The sequence below is a fragment of the Allobosea sp. P2_A10 genome, assembly GCF_056405115.1.
In genome coordinates this window covers 17,040-34,392 of record NZ_JBFUCS010000011.1, presented here as the reverse complement: position 1 = coordinate 34,392, position 17,353 = coordinate 17,040, and the positions used below count along the sequence as shown (strand labels likewise).

Below are 17,353 nucleotides of genomic sequence, written 5' to 3'. Positions count from 1 at the left end.
TATCTCCCCTGTTGGACGCAAGATGAAGCGTCATGCCTGTTGCGGATAGACGAGCCCGGCGTCGTGGGCCCAGCCGATCACGATGGTTTCTCCCGGCCTCGGCTCGCTCGCGCCTTGCCGGTTCGGGATTTGCAGCAGCATCCGGTCATGCTCGGACAGGCTGACATGGATGTCGAGCAGCGCGCCCAGATAAGACGCATGCTCGACCCTGGCCTCGAAGCGGTTGGGACAGCCATCCGCCTCGCCGCCGACCCCGATCCGCTCGGGCCGCAAAGCCAAAGTCGCAGCGCCCGCGCCATGGGCCGTGTCGCAGGCGATGTCGAGGCCACCCTTGCTGCGGAAGCGGCCATTGCCGACGACCTCCCCATCGAGGAAGGCGCTGCGGCCGATGAAGCCGGCGACGAAGCGGTCGGCCGGCTTCTCGTAGAGTTCGCGCTGCGTGCCGATCTGGCGGACCTGGCCCTTCTCCATCACGACCAGACGGTCGGCCATGGTCAGGGCCTCTTCCTGGTCATGCGTGACCATGATCGTGGTCAGCCCAAGCTTGCGCTGCAGCTCGCGGATTTCGACACGGACCTCCTGGCGGAGTTTTGCATCGAGATTGGAGAGCGGCTCGTCGAGCAGGAGCACATCGGGCTCCATCGCCAGCGCCCGCGCCAGCGCGACGCGCTGCTGCTGGCCGCCGGACAACTGGCGCGGATAGCGCCCGTCGAGCCCGGTGAGCTGGACGAGGCGCAGCGCCTCGGTCACGCGCGTGCCGATCTCCGACTTCGAAGCCTTGCGCATCTCCAGCCCGAAGGCGACGTTCTCGGCGACGCTCATATGCGGAAACAGCGCGTAGCTCTGGAAAACCAGCCCGCAATTGCGCTTCCAGGGCGGCAGCGTCGTGACATCGCGCGCACCGATGGTGAGCTTGCCGGCGCTCGGCGGCACGAAACCCGCGACCATGCGCAGGGTCGTGGTCTTGCCGCAGCCGGAGGGGCCGAGCAGCACGAGGAATTCGCCATCGGCGATGTCGATGGTGACGTCGTCGACGACGGTGAGGTCGCCATAGCTCTTGCGGAGGTGTTCGATCGAGAGCCGCGCCATCAGAGAAGCCGTATCATCAGAGAAGCCCTGCCATCGCCTTCAGACCACCCGGCTCAGTTTGACGTAGCGATCGGTGACGATCATCGCCACGGCGATCAGGACGATCTGGATCAGGGATGCGGCGGCCACCGTCGGATCGATCTTCCATTCGAGATATTGCAGGATCGCGATCGGCAGCGTGGTGCGCCCCGGTCCGACCAAAAACAGGCTCATCTCCAGATTGCCGAAGGAGGTGACGAAGCCGAACAGGCCGGCCGCGACGATGCCGGGCCGGATGCTCGGCAGCGTCACCCGCCAGAAGGTCGTGATCGGTCCGGCGCCGAGATTCTGCGCGGCCTCCTCGATGGTGCGGTCGAAGCCGACGAGGCTTGCCGTGACCAGCCTGACGACCCAGGGAATGACGACCAGCGTGTGCGCCCCGATCAACCCGCCGGTCGAGCCCATCACCGGCAATCCGGTGGCGATCTCGGTCTCGATCTGGAAAACGTAGCTCGCGGTGCCCAGCACGATGCCCGGCATCACCAGCGGCAGCAGCAGCAGCGTGTTGACGGCCGGGCCAAGCACGATGCGGTGGCGCACCAGCGCAAGGCTCGCGGGCACGCCGAGCAGAAGCCCGATCAGCGTCGCGAGCACACCGACCTGAAGGCTCAGGATGAAGCCGTCGATGAAGGGCTTGTTGCTCGCCGCCGCCTGAAACCATTTCAGCGAATAGCCCTCGGGCGGGAAGGAGGGAATCTCCTGCCGGAAGAAGGCGAGCCAGGTCACGAAAATCAGCGGCATCAGAATGAAGAGCAGCGACAGGCAGGCCGCGCCGTTCAGCGCGACGCGACCGACGCTCGGACGGACCACGGCGCTCAACGAAGCACTCCGTTCCGCAGCATCCGTGATCGACCCACCAACGCCAATTCCGTCATCTCCTTGAGCCTTGCGGCGGCACGCTGCGATTCAACTTACAAACAGTCAAGCCGGTTTCCCTGAGCCGCAAACCGCCTGCCGAAGGCCTCAATGCAGCGTGTTCTTGTGGAACGCGCCGCCCTTCATGATGATCGCCAGATGCTTGCCCTGGTCCTGGAACAGGCCGAGGTCCTTGAGCGGATCGCCATTGACGAGAATCATATCGGCGAAGGCCCCAGCACGGAGCGTGCCAAGCTTGCCCTCCATTCGCACGAGCTGCGCGCCGATCGTGGTCGCCGAGCGGATGATCTCGATCGGGGACAAAACCTCGCGGCGCAGCAGGAACTCGCGCGACTGCTCGACCTGCAACTGGCCGAGCAGGTCCGAGCCATAGGCGACAGGCACGCCGGCGCGCTTGCAGATTTCGAGCGAGCGCAAGCCCCCGTCGATGACGAGGTCGTTCTTGGCCAGCATCTCGCCGGTCATCCCGAACTCGGCGGCGCGCTCCTTCATCGCGTAATAGGCGACGAGATTGGCGGTCAGGAACATGTTGTTCTCCGCCATCAGCTTCGCCGAGGCGTCGTCGATCAGGTTGCCATGCTCGATCGCGCGCACGCCGCACTGCGCCGCCCGCGTGATGGCTTCCGGCGTATAGGCATGGGCGCAGACATAGCGGCCGAAAGCCTTCGCCTCCTCCACCGCCGTGGCGACCTCGTCGACGCTGAACTGCATCGAATCGAGCGGATCGTAAGGCGAGGCGACGCCACCCGACATCATGATCTTGATGTGGTCGGCGCCGAGCCGCATCTGCTCGCGCACCGACTTCTTCACCGAGGAGACGCCATCGGAGACGTTCATGGTGTAGGCCATGGCGTTGCAGCAATGGCAGCGCGCCCCGAAATCCGTGCGCCGGCGCGGATCGCTGTGGCCGCCGGTCGGACCAATCGCCGCGCCAGCGATGAACAGCCGTGGGGCGGCGACATCGCCCTTGTCGACGGCCTCCTTGATGCCCCAGTCGGCGCCGCCGGTGTCGCGAACCGTGGTGAAGCCGCGGTCGATCATGCCCTTCATCAGCCGGATCGCGCGCGCCGTCATCAGCGTCAGCGGCATGCTCTCAAGGGCGCGGATATAGACCTCGGAGAGAAATACATGGACATGGCTGTCGATCAGGCCGGGCATCAGCGTGCGGCCGCCGCAATCGATCACATCGGCCTTGGCGGCCTTGATCGGCGTCTCGGAAACGTCGCGGATCGTCTCGCCTTCGACAAGAAGCTCGTAACCCTGGCGCAACTCGCCATGATCGGGTTCGAGCAGGGCGAAATTCTTGAAGTGCAGCGCCGTCATCGCAAGTCTCCCAAAGGCAGGACGCACGCCCGGCATGAGAGGCAGGCGTCGCTGATATATTCAGGAGTTCAGGCCGCGTTGTCCACGTACACCCGCGGTTGTGCCGCAGTCGCTGCCGGCAGGACGGTTCAGCTCGTCGCCGCCGCGTTCTGCGCCAGGATCCGACCCCGGATCGGCATGGAGAGATCGTCGGCAAGCGCGCGGCTGATGGCCGGAAGCCCGTCGAGCAGGCTGGGAACGAAGGCTTGCGACGGTGGCATGCGCTTGGGCAGGGCGTGGAGCGCGGCGGCCATCACCATCGGGTCGCGTGGACCTTCGCCGCTCTGCGAAGGATCATGCAGCACGTCGATCAGCTTGAGATGGTCGGCGCGGTCGGCCCTGATCGCCTGTTCGAGGCGCGGCTTGACGCGCGGCACGATCAGCGCCGGCTTGTCGAAAGAGAGGATCTCGCAAAAGGTGTTGTAACCGCCCATCGCCACGACGCAGTGCGCCCGGTTCATCAACAGTTCGAGGCGAGGCTCGAAGCCCAGGCTCTCCAGCTTGGGCAGGCGTGCGATCCGCTCGGCGAATTCCTTGCGCCGTTCGCGCGACATGAACGGCCCGAACACGATCAGCGCCGGCAGCGCGATGGTCGGGTCGGCTTCATAGGCGGAGATGACCCAGTCGATCACGCCCGCGCCGTCGCCGCCGCCGCCCGGCGTCACCAGCGTGAACGGGCCCTTGGTGATGCGCGGATAGCGATTGGGCGGCATCGGGCTCGGCACGGCGCGCTTGAGATAGCCGGTGTAGCGGACCTTGTGTGCGAAGAGATGCTGGTTCGGCAGCCCGGCGAGCGGCTGGTAGATGTTCTCCAGCCCATAGACGAAGATATCGTCATAGATCTGGTTGAGCGCGTCCAGCGCACCGCTGTTGCGCCATTCCTCGTGAAGCTTGGCCGGCTCGTCCAGCACGTCGCGCAGGCCCAGCACGATGCGCGCGCCGCGCCGGCGCAGGATCTCGAGAGCCGGCACGAGTTCGCCGCGTAGGCCGATAGGCTCCTTGTCGACGATGAAGACGTCGGGATCGAAGGAGAGCACGACCTGCTTGATCAGGTCGGTGCGCAGCCGGATCGTGTCGTTGAGGTCGAGATTGAGGTGATGCGGCCCGTAGCGCCCCTCGCTGTCCTTCTCGACGCCGGGAATGCGAACGTAATCGACGCCGTCGCCGAACTGGAAGCTCGAGATCACCGACGATCCCGAGACGATGATGACTGATATATGAGGATAGTTGGCGACCAGCGAATTGGCGATCGCGCGGCAACGGCGGATATGACCGAGGCCGAAGGTGTCATGGCTGTAGATCAGGACGCGCGGCGCATGGGAATTACGCGGCGCGCGTTCGACGCCGGGGAGGTCGACGACGTTGTCAGGCATGGCGGCGTCGCCCTCCGGAATCAGGCCAGACGACCTCACGCGGAGGGCCACGCAACCGGGTCGAAACGGGACGAACCGTATAGCGCGACGCAACGCCCGATCCAAGCCCGCTCTTGCGGTCGAAGGACGCTCCCCCGAGGCGTCCGGGCCATTTACGCAGGCATCGGCAATGAAAACAACTGGCGCGGATCGATCGGCGTGACGGCTGGATGGCGGGCGAGCCCTGCGAGCAACGCTTCGAGCGCAGTCCAGGCCGTCTCGTCGTGATCGCGATGATGCAGCAGCAGGCCGAGCGTCGCGGGTCCGCCTTCGCCACGCGCGCGTCGCAGCGACAATTGCGCGGTGATTTCGGTGGCAAGCGCCGCGAGCGGCCGCCCGACACGCCCGCCATGCCAGTCCATGACGTCGATATCGGAATTGGCGAGGCTGGGCCCACCCTCCGCGCCGAGCGTGAAACCACGGAAGCAGGACAGGCCGGCAAAGCCGAGTCGGGGCAGGATCGCGACAGTCTCTGGTCCGATCCGGTTCCATGGCGGCACGAAGACGTCGAGCATCGCGGGGCCGAGCAGATCGCCGAGCCGCCGCCGCGCCAGCCCGAGTTCGGCCTCGACCTCCGCGAGAACGCGCTCGCTGCCAAACTCCGATTTCTTGACGCCGACGGGCGCATGGTTGTGATGACTGCAACCATGCTGGCAGGGCAGCAGCGTCGGCATTCCTTTCAGCGCCCCGGCAAGGTCCAGCTGCGCCAGCATCGGAATGACGGCGAGCAGCACCGGCAGTGCGAAGCGCTCGCTCAGTTCCGCAAGGCGGCCAAGCGCAGGGCTTGGCGCAATGGCGTCGTCATCGCGTAGCCAGAGGCGGACCCCGCGACCGGACTGCCCCCACAGGTCGAGTTCCGCTGCGAGATCACCCAACGCTTGCCCGCTCATCGCCTCGCATTCCGTCTTGCGCCGCGCACGTCCATAGCCAGCGTCAGACCCTTCGCAAGGATCGCACAGGCAGCGTCGAGCGTGCGCTCACTGGCGATGAAGTGCGCGGCAGCGCGACCCATGCGCCGGCGTAGGGCCGGGTCTTCTAGCAGGCGGTCCAGCGCTGCGGCAAGCGCCGTCTCGTCGCGATCGGGCGCCAGCAGCGCGGTCTCGCCATCCCTGACGGTGCAGGGCACGCCGCCACCGTCGAAAGCGACGACGGGCAGCCCCGCCGCCTGCGCCTCCAGATAGACCAGCCCATAGGCTTCGCCGATCCCCGGCCAGATGAAGATGTCGTGCTCCGCGAGCTGCGCCGTGACCTCGTTATGAGCGAGAGCGCCGCGCCAATCGATGCGCTCGGCCGGCAACACCGTAAATGCGCGCTCGACCTGCGCCCGCATCGGCCCGTCGCCGATCACGGTAAGGGTCCACGGGTCGGCAAGCCCCGCCAGCACACGCGCCAAAGCGAGATAGGATTCGTGCTTCACGCCGTCACGCATCATCGCGACCGTGATCAGGCGGGGAGGCATATCGCCTTTCCGCTCATGGAAGACCGGATTTGCGACATCGATGAACGGCGGAAAGTCGAGAAAGCGCGTGGTCTCGCCGCAGAGGTTCTCGATGCCGAGCCGGTCGCGCGCTGTGAAGCACAGATGGAGATCCGCGGCGCAGAACGTGCCGCGTGAGAGCGCGACATGCGCCGCCCATTCGCCCTGCTCCCGGCGTTCGGAATCGCTGGCCTCGGCGACGACATAGGGGATGTCGAGCGCAGCCGCGATCGCCGGCCCGAGCAGGTCGGGCGCCTTGTAGTAGCTGTGATAGGTGAACCAGAGCTCGGGCACGGCGCCTGTCTCCCGCCAGGCCTGCAGCAGCGCGTCCAGCTTCGCTGCGGCCTTGTCCTGCATCCGCTGGAGCAGGTCCGGCTCGGCCCCCCTCATATAGGACCGGGCGTCGGGAATGGGTTCGACCTCGTGGCCGAGCCGCTCCAGCGCATTGGCGATCTGATGCGCCATGCGCCGGTCGCCGGAGATGCGGCCGTCACCGAACGGATTGAGCGGAGTGTGGAACGCGACGCGCAACCGTCTTGTGCTCCGCCTGAGGCTTGCGCCTGCGTTCAGCGGTAGGGATCGGCCGCGTCGCGCAGGCCATCGCCGAGGAAATTGAAGGCCAGGATGATCAGAATCACCGGGACGCACGGATAGAGCAGCCACGGATAGAGCGCCACCACATTGATGTTCTGGGCTTCGTTCAGCATCACGCCCCAACTGGTGATCGGCGGCCGCAGGCCCAGGCCCAGAAAGCTCAGCGCGGTCTCGCCGAGGATGGTCTTGGGAATGGTGATCGTCGCGGACGCGATGAGATGGCTCATGAAGCCCGGCACCAGATGCAGCCCGATGATGCGGGCGGGTTTTGCTCCCATAAGCTGCGCCGCGACGACATAATCCTCCTCGCGAAGGGACAAAAGCTTAGAGCGCACGGCGCGCGCGAGCCCGGTCCAGTCCATCAGGCCGAGGATGATGGTGATGCCGAAATAGACCAGCAGCGGGCTCCAGGAGGGCGGCATGATCGAGGCCAGCGCCAGCCAGAGCGGGATATGCGGCAGCGACTGCACGATCTCGATGACGCGCTGGACGACGAGATCGATCTTGCCGCCGTAGTAGCCGGCGATGCCGCCGATGATGACGCCGAGCACGAAGGAAACGAAGACGCCGAGCAGCCCGATCGAGAGTGAAATACGCCCGCCATAGAGAATGCGCGAGAACATGTCGCGGCCGAGCCGGTCGGAGCCGAGCAGGAAGAGCGTGCCTCCTTCAGCCGGGCAGAACAGATGGGTGCTGCCGGGGATCAGGCCCCAGAACTCATAGTTGTCGCCCTTGCAGAAGAAGCGCAGCTTTTGCGGTTTGCTCGTGTCGACATCGTATTCGCGCTTCAGGTTCTCCATGTTGATGCGCTGGGTATAGGGATAGACGAAGGGTCCGATCAGGCTGCCCTCGTAGAAGAGATGCAGTTCCTGGCGCGGAGCGCGGATGAAGTCGGTGTTGCGCGTGGTGTAGTGATAGGGCGCAAGCAGTTCGCAGATGATGACCATGCCGTAGATCGCGATGAGGACGATGCCGGAGATCACCGCCAGTCTGTGCTTGCGGAATTTCCACCACATCAGCTGCCATTGCGAGGCGAGATAGACCCGCTCCTGATCCGGGGTCATCTTTTCGACGGCGTAAGGCTCGAACGGCGCAGCCGACGCAGTGTGCGGCAGGGCCGCGCCGTCGGCTGGCAGGGCGTTGTTGTGGACGATCGCGCTCACTTCGTCGCGGTTCCCTGCAGTCTGATCCGCGGATCGAGAATCGCCAGCGAGATGTCGGAGATCAGCACGCCGATCACGGTCAGGAAGGACAGGAACATCAGGAAAGAGCCGGCGAGATACATGTCCTGGCTCTGCAGGGCCCGGATCAGAAGCGGACCGGTCGTCTGCAGTGACAGAACGATGGCGACGATCTCCGCGCCCGAAACGATCGACGGCAGGATGTCGCCGATGTCCGAGATGAAGAAGTTCAGCGACATCCGCAGCGGGTATTTGCGCAGGGCCTTGCCCGGCGGCAGGCCCTTGGCGCGGGCGGTGACGAAATACTGCTTCTGGAGTTCGTCGAGCAGGTTGGCGCGCACGGCGCGGATCATGCCGGCGGTGCCGCCCGCGCCGATGATGATCACGGGAATCCAGAGATGCTCGAGGATCGACTTGAATTTGGCCCAGCTCAACGGCTGGTTGAGATATTGCGGATCGACCAGGCCGCCGATCGAGGTCCCGAACCAGACATTGGCCATGTAGAGAAACACCAGCGCCAGCAGGAAATGCGGCACCGCGAGCCCGATCAGCCCGAGAAAGGTCAGTCCGTAGTCGCCCCAGCTATATTGGTGCGTCGCCGAATAGATTCCGATCGGAAACGCCACGATCCAGGTGAAGATGATGGTGACGAAGGACACCACCATGGTCAGGATCAGCCTGTCCCCGACGATCTCGCTGACCGGGCGCTGATATTCGAAGGAATAGCCCATGTCGCCCTTGAGCAGGCCGGCGACCCAGTAGACGTAACGTTCCAGCGGTGGCTTGTCGAAGCCGTATTCCTGCTTCAGGAACTCGATGCGGCTGAGATCGGCCTTCTCGCCCTGCGCCTGCATCTCGGCGGCGAGCGTCTCGAAATAATCGCCCTCGGGCAGGTTGATGACGGTGAAGATCAGCGCGCTGGTGACCAGCAGCGTCGGGATCATCACTAGGATGCGCTTGAGGATGTATTGCAGCAGCACGCGCGTCAGACCTTCGCCTTGGCCTGGTCGAACCAGAACGTGTCGGGCATGTAGCGGCCGAAGAAAGCGCCGGGCTCGAAGCTGTAGAACCCCTTGTCGGGCACATTGCGCAGACTGCGCGAGACCACGATGGGCTGCAGCGTGCCGTTGACGACGCCGATGGTGTAGAGTTGTTCGGCGTTGATCCTGAGCATGTCCCGCCAGATCTGCTTGCGCTCGTCATGCGTCGTGCTGCGGCGCCAGGCGTGATAGAGCCTGACCAGTTCCTTGACCTCCGGCAGATCGGGCGCCTCGCCCTCGCGCCCGCCGCTTTCGTGGAATTGTCCCCAGCGCGGCCAGTTGAACTGCGAGGCCGAGGTCGGCGCCAGCGCATCGGGCTCCATCTCGGACGCCACCAGCGCATTGTCCATGCCCGACCAGGCCGACATGATCGTCTGGCCCGCGACAATGCGCCGGCGGAACACGTCGCGTTGCGTCGAGCGCGGATAGATCTTGATGCCGACCGCGATCAGGTCCTGCTTGATCAGGTCGAGGATGTCGGTTTCCTCGGTGCTCTCGCCCGACGTCTCGACGGTGAACTCCAGCTTGCGCCCGTCCGGGAACAGCCGCACGCCCTCGAGATCGCGCTTGGTCAGCCCGATCTCGTCGAGCAGGCGGTTGGCGAGCGCCTTGTCCTGCTCCATCCACATCGCCGCCCACTTGGCGTCGTAGAGCGGGCTCTCGGGCAGGGCGGTGTTGCCGCTCTCCTTGGCGAGGCCGAAGAAGATCACCTTGTTGACGTCCCTGCGGTTGATCGCGACCGAAAGCGCCCGGCGGTAGCGGACATCGCGGTTGAGATCGCGCCAGACCGGGTCGATCGCGTTCATGTTCGGCATCAGTGCGAACCACGCGCCCTCGGCCCGCTTCCACAGCTTGATGTCGAAGTTCATCCGCTTCGAGGCGTCCTTGAGGAAGGTGTAGTTGTCGAAGCGGATATAGCGCGCCTGCAGGTCGCTCTCGCCGGCCGCCGTCTTGGCGGGGATCAGGGAGCTCGTGCCGAGCGTGATCGTCGCCTCGTCGACATAGGGCAACTGCCGGCCGTTCTGGTCGATGCGGTGGAAATAGGCATTGCGCTGGAAGACGAACTGCTCGGCCGGCACCGGGGTGGTGTTGCGCCAGGGATCGAGCGTCGGCAGGTCGGGGTTTTCCGGCCGATACATTCGCGACATGCGTTCGTGCAGCGAGCCCCAATCCTTGACCCGGGCCGTCTTGACGCTGGCCGCCAGCGTCGCCTTGTCGGCATACTTGTCGTGGAACTGCCTGAGGTAACCAGACGGCATGTAGACATAGGTCGGCTGCGCATCCGCGAGCGTCGGCAGGAAGACCGGGTTCGGCTTGGTCCAGCTGTAACGGACTTCGGTGGGCGACAGCACCTCGAAGACCGGGGGCTCGCCGGCGGCCAGCATCGCCTGCGGCGGCCCGCCGGGCGAAAGCCGCTTGTTGTTGGCGACATCCTCCCACCAATAGCGGAAATCCTCGGTCGTGAACGGCGATCCATCGGACCAGCGGTGCCCCGCGCGCAGCTTCAGCGTGAAGATGCGGCCCTCGCTGACCTCGAAACTTTCGAGGACATCGGCTGCGAGCTCGAGATCGTCGTCATAGCCGACCAGGCGCGTATAGCCGTAGAGCGTCATCATCCGGATGTCGCGCTGGTCGCCCATCAGCATCCGCATCGTGCCGCCATGCTTGCCCGGTTCGCGGCCGTCGCCGGACACATCGACGATGCGGGGCACGGACGGCACCCGCTGATCGACCGGCGGCAGGGTTCCCGCATTGACCTGCTGCGCGAAAAAAGGGCTATCGATCAGCGCCGGCGGCTTTGCAGCCTGCGCCTGCGCGAAGCGCGGCAGTCCGGTCGAGGCGATGACAGCCGAACCCAGAGCCAGCGCGGTCCGGCGCGTCGGCAAACCACTTTCGGCGGTCGAGCGAGTTCCGGTCGTCGGGCGTCTTGCGGTCATCAGGCCACCTCACGAACAGATGCGCTGGGCTGGGCCAGAACGAAATGGCCGTCGCCGAGCGGCAGATGGGTCAGGGCCGGCCCGCCGGGCTCCTGCCGGAAGGCGGAGGCCCAATAGGTCGCGTCGGAGGCGCCGCCGGGAGCGACCAGCTTGAAGTCGAGCTTGCGGTCGAGATCGGCGAAGGGCACCGATTTGAGCAAGGCCTTGGTGTAGGGGTGCACCGGGTTGGTGAAGAGCGCATGGCGCGGCGCGATCTCGACGATGCGGCCATTGGCCATCACCGCGATCCGGTCGGCCATGTAGTTCACCACCGCGAGGTTGTGCGAGATGAACAGGAAGGTCAGGCCGCGCTCGGCTTGCAGATCCTTCAGCAGGTTGAGTATCTGCGCCTGCACGGAGACGTCGAGCGCCGAGACCGGCTCGTCGCAGATGATCAGGTCGGGATCGAGCGCCAGCGCCCTGGCGATGCCGATGCGCTGCCGCTGCCCGCCCGAAAAAGAATGCGGATAGCGGCTGAGGAAGCGCGGATCGAGCCCGACATCCTCCATCAGGGATTTGACGCGCGCGATCTGCCCCTGCCCTTCGCCGCGCTCATGCACGATCAACGGTTCGCGCAGGATGTTCATCACGGTCATGCGCGGCGACAGCGACGAGACCGGATCCTGGAAGATCATCTGGACGCGGGGCCGGAAGCCGCGCAACGCCTCGCCGTCGAGCCCGAGAATGTCCGTCGGACCCTTGCCGTCGTCGAAGACGATCTCGCCGGCGTCGGGGGTAACCGCGCGCATGATCAGCTTGCTGACCGTGGTCTTGCCGCAGCCGCTCTCGCCGACGAGGCCGAGGCATTCGCCGCGCCTGATGTCGAAGCTGACATCGTCGACGGCGACGACAGTTGAAAGCGTCCCCTTGCCGAAGAACTTTCGCGAGCCGGTGGTGTAGGTCTTGCGCAGATGGCGGACGCTCAGCAGCGGCGCGGCGGTTGGCGTCGGCGTGGGCCGCGGCGCGACGGCGGCGCGGGGCCTCGCCTCGCGCAGCGCCACCAGACGCTCGCCTTCGGCCATGTCGAAATGCGGCGAGGCCTTGAGCAGGGCCTTCAGATAGGGGTGGCGCGGGCGGCGGAAGATGTCCTCGACCGGGCCGCTTTCCAGGATATCGCCGTGATAGATCACCACGACCTCGTCGGCCATGTTGGCGACGACGCCGAGATCATGGGTGATGAGCAGGATCGCCATGCCCATCTCGGCCTGGAGCTCGCGCATCAGGTCGAGCACCTGGGCCTGGATGGTGACGTCGAGCGCTGTCGTCGGCTCGTCGGCGATCAGCAACGCAGGCTGGCAGATCAGCGCCATCGCCAGCATCGCGCGCTGGCGCAATCCTCCCGACAGCTCGAACGGGTAGAAGCCGAAGGCGCGGTGGGGATCCTTGAAGCCGACGCGCTTCAGCATCGCCTCGATCAGGGCGCGCGCTTCGGCCTTCCCCGTCGGCCGGTGCAGCTGCAGCGCCTCCTCGATCTGGTTGCCGATGGTGTGCACCGGCGAGAGCGACGACATCGGCTCCTGGAAGATCATGCCGATGCGGCCGCCGCGCAGCGAGCGGATCTCCTTGCCCTCGGCCTTGAGGCCGGCGATGTCGACCGAGCTTCCCGGCGTGAGCGGATCGCGAAACAGGATCTCGCCGCCGGTGACGCCGCCATTGCGCGGCAGCAGCCCCATGATGGCCTGCGAGATCACCGATTTGCCCGAGCCGGATTCCCCGACAAGCGCGACCGTCTTGCCTTGCGGCACGCGCAGGCTGACCCCCTTCACGACCTCGCGAGCGAGACCATGAACCGTGAAGCCGATGCGCAAATCGCTGATCCGCAGGATATCCATGAGCCGCTAACGCCGCACCGTCCCTTAAGGTTGCCTCGAAAGGGCCGCAGACTAGCGTCCGACAGGCCCCCAAAGGCACTAGACGTTGAAAGCGCCGCCTTGCCAATGCCTGATGCGACATCGAATTCGATAGCCAGGCGCTATCAATCCGCTGGACATTGCCCGGCGCGCATGACGTCGCTGCAACGGGGCCCGCGCCGGAAGTCGGCGAAGCTGACGCTCCACTCCAGCGGGTTCGGCGCGCGATACGGCCCGAACTTGAAATACTGGTTGTTGTCGAGACCCGGACCCTGATGGCCGATGTGACCCTTGACGGTCGCGATCGCGACGCCATCGGCGAAGATCTCGACATGTCCGTCGCCCGCCGGCCCCGGCTGCGAACGGAAGACGAAGTCGATCCAGCCCTTCTGAGCCGATGGCAGGTCTGCATGCCGGGTCACGACGATGCCGGGCGCGCAGGAATCGAAATAATCCGGATAGTTCTCACGGCCGGCGCCGGCCTCGATCGCCACCAGCGCCCGCGTCTGCCGCGCGGCCGGGCGGTTCAGAACCAGCGCCTCTCCGGGCAGGCAGCCTTTGGGGCGCTGCGCCGAGCCGATCGGAAAGGCCTCGATCATGTCGGTCTCGATCGTGACGCCGAGCCGGCCCTGGTAGAGCCTGAGCGCCATGAAGGGCGAATAGTCGCCATCGGCGCCGGGAATGATCTCGCGTTTCCACTGCGCCATGACGTAGCGGCCGTCATCCTGCGGCACCGGATCGTTCATCAGGATGGAAAAGCCGTACCACACGGCCTTGTCGTAGGGCGCGAGCACCTCGGGTCTCTCCCAGACCTCGGCCCGCTCGCTGCACTCATCCGCCGGAGCCTTGCAGGACGGGATCAGCGACAGCTTGAGCGCACTTTTGCCCGATTGCGGGTGGCGCTGCTGGAACGTGACCTTTCCCGCGCGCTGCTCGGCATTGTCCTTGTAGAAGAGCCCGCCTTCCGGCGCGAAATGCCCGGCCGAGAAATCGTCCTTCAGCATGCGGTCCCCCGCATTCACGGGAGGATCCGCCTGCGCTGCCGTCACCATGAGAGCCAGCCCCATCAGGATCGCGGACAGCCGGCCCGGTCGGTCGAAACAACGCAGCCGCATCGGGCCCTCCATCGACCGTGATCGAAACATGGCCGGCGCACGGGGGCAAGCGCGGCGGCGAACGCGCACGGCCGCATTGCGCTGGAGCCCAAGCTGACACACATATGGAACTGGCGATTGCCGGAAGACGAGCGCGCGGCAGACGCGCCGGACAGGATCACCGTTGGAGACCAACCTCTTCCGTTATGTCTGGCAGAAGAGCCGCGGCGAGCAGGTCATCGTCCTTGCGATCATCCTTGCCTCGATCCCGTTCTACTGGGCTTCCTTCGACGTGCCCAAGCGCATCGTCAACGACGCCATCCAGGGCAACGCCTTCAAGAACGGCAAGACCACCGCGACACTGCTCGACTTCACCCTGCATCTGCCGTCATGGCTCGGCGGCGCTTCCTGGAAGGTCTTCGGCGGCTTCGAGGTCGGCCAGCTCGGACTGCTCTTCGGGCTGTCGGGCTATTTCCTGGTGCTGGTGCTGATCAATGGCGGGTTCAAATACCTGATCAATGTCCGCAAGGGCATTCTCGGCGAACGCATGCTCAGGCGCATGCGCTACGATCTGTTCAGCCAGCTGATGCGCTTCCGGCCCGAGGACATCCGCGCAGTCAAGCCGGCCGAGGTCGCCAGCATGATCAAGGACGAGGTCGAGCCGATCGGCGGCTTCGTCGGCGACGCCTTCATCCAGCCGGTCTTCCTGCTGAGCCAGGCGCTGACGGCGCTGGTCTTCATCATGGCGCAGAGCGTCTGGCTCGGCTCGATCGCGCTCGTGATCGTGCTGCTGCAGGCGATCATCATCCCGATCCTGCGCAAGGAGCAGTTGCGGCTCGGGCGCGAGCGTCAGATCGCCTCGCGCCAGCTCGCCGGGCGCATCGGCGAGATCGTCGATGCCGGTCCCACGATCCAGGGCCATGGCGCGACGACCTATGTCCAGTCCGACATCGCCGGGCGGCTCGGACGGCTCTTCGAGATCCGCTACGCGCTCTACAAACGCAAATTCGCGGTCAAGTTCCTGAACAACCTTCTCGCCCAGATCACGCCGTTTTTCTTCTACGCAGTCGGCGGCTTCTTTGCGCTGCAGGGCCGGCTCGACATCGGCCAGCTCGTCGCCGTCATCGCCGCCTATCGCGACCTGCCGCCGCCGATCAAGGAGCTGATCGACTGGGACCAGCAGCGCAACGACGTCACCATCAAATACGAGCAGGTGATCGCGCAGTTCAACACCGAGGAATCGGTCGTGCTCGACGAGGCCGACGGCGTGACGCGGCTGCCCGACGAGGGCGAGATCAGGCTCGACGGCGTCCAGATGCTCGACAATCGTGGCCAGCCCCTGCTCTCGCCCTTGTCGTTGCGCCTGCCGCGACCCGGCGAGATCGCGGCCATCGGCCCCAACGGCGGCGCGCGCGAGGTGCTCGGCCGCATCCTCGGCCGGCAGGCGATGACCTATTCCGGCCGCATCATGATCGATGCCAACAATCTCGGGCGCATGTCGGTCGAGCGGGCGAGCCACATGATCGGCTATGCCGGCAGCGAGGCCGAGATCATCGCGGGCACCCTGCGCGACAACATCCTGCTGCCGCTGAAACGCCGCCGGCCGAGCGCGAAACCCAACGGCAAGGTCAGCCAGGAGGAGCACCGGGTCTTCCTCGAGGCGATCCGCTCGGGCAACACGCCGTTTTCCTTCGCTGCCGACTGGACCGATTACGAGGGCGCGGGCCTCAGCGACGAGGCCTCTCTGGAGGCTCATCTCAAGCAGGTGCTCGACGTGCTCGGCTGCGCCGAGGACGTCTACGAGCTCGGCCTCGACGGCAAGGTCACCGCGCAGATCGAGGACGATGGCGTCACGCGCCTCGTCGCAGCGCGTCGGGCCGTGGCCGAGGAGCTCAACCGCAACAAGCTCTCGGGGCTGATCGAGACCTTCGATCCCGAGCGCTACAATGGCAATGCCAGCATCGCCGAGAACCTGATCTTCGGCGCGAGGATGAGCCCGCGCTTCGCCAGCGAGACGCTGCTGTTCGAACCCTATGCGCATGCCATCCTCTCGGCCGAGGCGCTGGTCCAGCCGCTGGTCGAGGTCGGTTCGCGCATCGTCTCGACCGTGGTCGAAATCTTCGACGGCCTGCCGCAGGGCCATGCCCTGTTCGAGCGCTATTCCTTCGGCGTCGGCATCGACCTCGAAAGGCTGAAGGAACTCGCGGCGACGCTGGGCAAGCACGACATGCGCGCGCCGCTCGACGCCGAGACCGAGCGCGACCTGCTGGCGCTGGGCCTGGGCTATATCGAACCCAAGCACCGCCTCAATTTGCTCGGCCCCGCCTTGCAGCGCCGCATCATGCGGGCGCGGGCGAGCTTCAAGGCGCATCTGCCGGCCGACGCGGTCAACGACGTCGCCTTCTACGATCCCGAGAAGGTCGTGCTCGGCGCAAGCCTGCGCGACAACCTGATGTTCGGACGCATCGGCTACGGCATCTCCGATGCGGGCAAGAAGATCGCCGCGATCGTGCGCGCGGCGCTCGCCCGTGCGGGGCTCGACGGCGAACTCTACCGGATCGGGCTCAACACCGATTCCGGCATTCGCGGCCGGCATCTGCCGACGCGGCTGAAGCTCGCCGTGCCGCTGGCGCAGGCGCTGATCAAGACGCCCCAGATCGCGGTGCTCGATATCACGGCGCTGCTGGCCACGACGAAGCAGCCCGAGGATCTCGTCCACCGCCTGCGCGAGCATTGCAAGGGCATGACACTGTTCCTTCTTCTGAGCGATGCTAGTCTCGCCAGCGGCATAAGGCTGCGGATCGTGTTCAATGGATCTTCCGGCACGATCCTTGATGACGATCAGGACGGTGACGATGAGGAGACGGCCAGCCCGCCGCCGCGTCGTGTCGCCGAACGGATGGAGGCGCGACCATGACGCTGGAGACCGACATCACCTGCCTGCGGCGGGTTCCGCTCTTCCAGTCGCTGCCGGCGCCCCGGCTGAAGCTCGTCGCACTGATGGGCGAGCGGCTGCATTTCGACGCCGGCACCCAGATCATCGCCGAGGGCGAGCGGCCCGAGGGCGTGTTTTTCATCCTCGCCGGCGAAGTCGAATTGTCGCATCAGCGCTCGGACGGCCATACCAAGCGTTTCGTGTTCGAGACCGGCAGCATTTTCGGCGATGTGCCGATGCTGTGCGGCCAGCCCTATGTCGGCGAGGTCGTCGCCAAGAGCGATGTCAGCGCGCTGCGCCTGCCGCAGGATCTGTTCTTCGAGCTGATGGAGACGATCCCCGATTTCAGCATCGCGCTGACGCGCGACCTCGCCTCGCGGCTCTATCGCCTGGCGGACTTCGTGCTGCATAACGAGAAAGTCCATTGA

13 protein-coding genes are annotated in these 17,353 nt (G+C 65.6%); 2 read left to right on the top strand and 11 right to left on the bottom strand.

Going from position 1 to position 17,353, the window contains the following annotated elements; genetic code table 11:
* Positions 1–30: 30 nt before the first annotated feature.
* The 11 genes from AC1DZY_RS16300 to AC1DZY_RS16250 all read right to left on the bottom strand — a co-directional run bounded on the left by AC1DZY_RS16300 (position 31) and on the right by AC1DZY_RS16250 (position 14,011).
* Complete coding sequence (locus tag AC1DZY_RS16300) at positions 31–1,089, bottom strand: ABC transporter ATP-binding protein (RefSeq protein ID WP_476821179.1); 1,059 nt, start codon at positions 1,087–1,089, stop codon at positions 31–33.
* A 39-nt stretch (positions 1,090–1,128) separates the two neighbouring features.
* On the bottom strand, positions 1,129–1,938 hold the full coding sequence (locus tag AC1DZY_RS16295) for an ABC transporter permease (protein ID WP_476821335.1): 810 nt from the start codon (positions 1,936–1,938) through the stop codon (positions 1,129–1,131).
* Positions 1,939–2,091: 153 nt separating this feature from the next.
* Positions 2,092–3,327 carry a metal-dependent hydrolase family protein gene (locus AC1DZY_RS16290; protein ID WP_476821178.1) on the bottom strand — a complete coding sequence of 412 codons (1,236 nt, stop codon included), beginning with the start codon at positions 3,325–3,327 and terminating at the stop codon, positions 2,092–2,094.
* Between the two features lie 128 nt (positions 3,328–3,455).
* Complete coding sequence (locus AC1DZY_RS16285; protein WP_476821177.1) at positions 3,456–4,739, bottom strand: glycosyltransferase family protein; 1,284 nt, start codon at positions 4,737–4,739, stop codon at positions 3,456–3,458.
* Positions 4,740–4,891: 152 nt separating this feature from the next.
* Positions 4,892–5,668, bottom strand: a complete 777-nt coding sequence (locus AC1DZY_RS16280; protein ID WP_476821176.1) for a polysaccharide deacetylase family protein — start codon at positions 5,666–5,668, stop codon at positions 4,892–4,894.
* A complete protein-coding gene (locus tag AC1DZY_RS16275; RefSeq protein WP_476821175.1) occupies positions 5,665–6,786 on the bottom strand; it encodes a glycosyltransferase family 4 protein in 1,122 nt (373 codons plus the stop codon). The genes AC1DZY_RS16280 and AC1DZY_RS16275 overlap by 4 nt, the downstream gene beginning before the upstream one ends.
* 35 nt (positions 6,787–6,821) lie before the next feature.
* Positions 6,822–8,003, bottom strand: a complete 1,182-nt coding sequence (locus AC1DZY_RS16270; protein WP_476821334.1) for an ABC transporter permease — start codon at positions 8,001–8,003, stop codon at positions 6,822–6,824.
* Between the two features lie 5 nt (positions 8,004–8,008).
* Positions 8,009–9,007 (bottom strand): ABC transporter permease, encoded by a 999-nt coding sequence (locus tag AC1DZY_RS16265; RefSeq protein WP_476821333.1) that lies wholly within the window; start codon positions 9,005–9,007, stop codon positions 8,009–8,011.
* Between the two features lie 8 nt (positions 9,008–9,015).
* A complete protein-coding gene (locus AC1DZY_RS16260; protein WP_476821332.1) occupies positions 9,016–10,956 on the bottom strand; it encodes an ABC transporter substrate-binding protein in 1,941 nt (646 codons plus the stop codon).
* A gap of 50 nt (positions 10,957–11,006) precedes the next feature.
* A complete protein-coding gene (locus tag AC1DZY_RS16255; RefSeq protein ID WP_476821174.1) occupies positions 11,007–12,878 on the bottom strand; it encodes an ABC transporter ATP-binding protein in 1,872 nt (623 codons plus the stop codon).
* 143 nt (positions 12,879–13,021) lie between these two features.
* Positions 13,022–14,011 (bottom strand): heparin lyase I family protein, encoded by a 990-nt coding sequence (locus AC1DZY_RS16250; RefSeq protein WP_476821173.1) that lies wholly within the window; start codon positions 14,009–14,011, stop codon positions 13,022–13,024.
* Positions 14,012–14,174: 163 nt separating this feature from the next.
* Between AC1DZY_RS16250 and AC1DZY_RS16245 the strand changes: the two genes are divergently transcribed.
* The gene (locus AC1DZY_RS16245; RefSeq protein ID WP_476821172.1) at positions 14,175–16,907 is read left to right on the top strand and encodes an ABC transporter transmembrane domain-containing protein; all 2,733 of its coding nucleotides are present in this window, start codon (positions 14,175–14,177) and stop codon (positions 16,905–16,907) included.
* Positions 16,904–17,353: a Crp/Fnr family transcriptional regulator gene (locus AC1DZY_RS16240; protein WP_476821171.1), complete on the top strand. Its 450-nt coding sequence runs from the start codon at positions 16,904–16,906 to the stop codon at positions 17,351–17,353. Before AC1DZY_RS16245 ends, AC1DZY_RS16240 begins: the two co-directional genes overlap by 4 nt.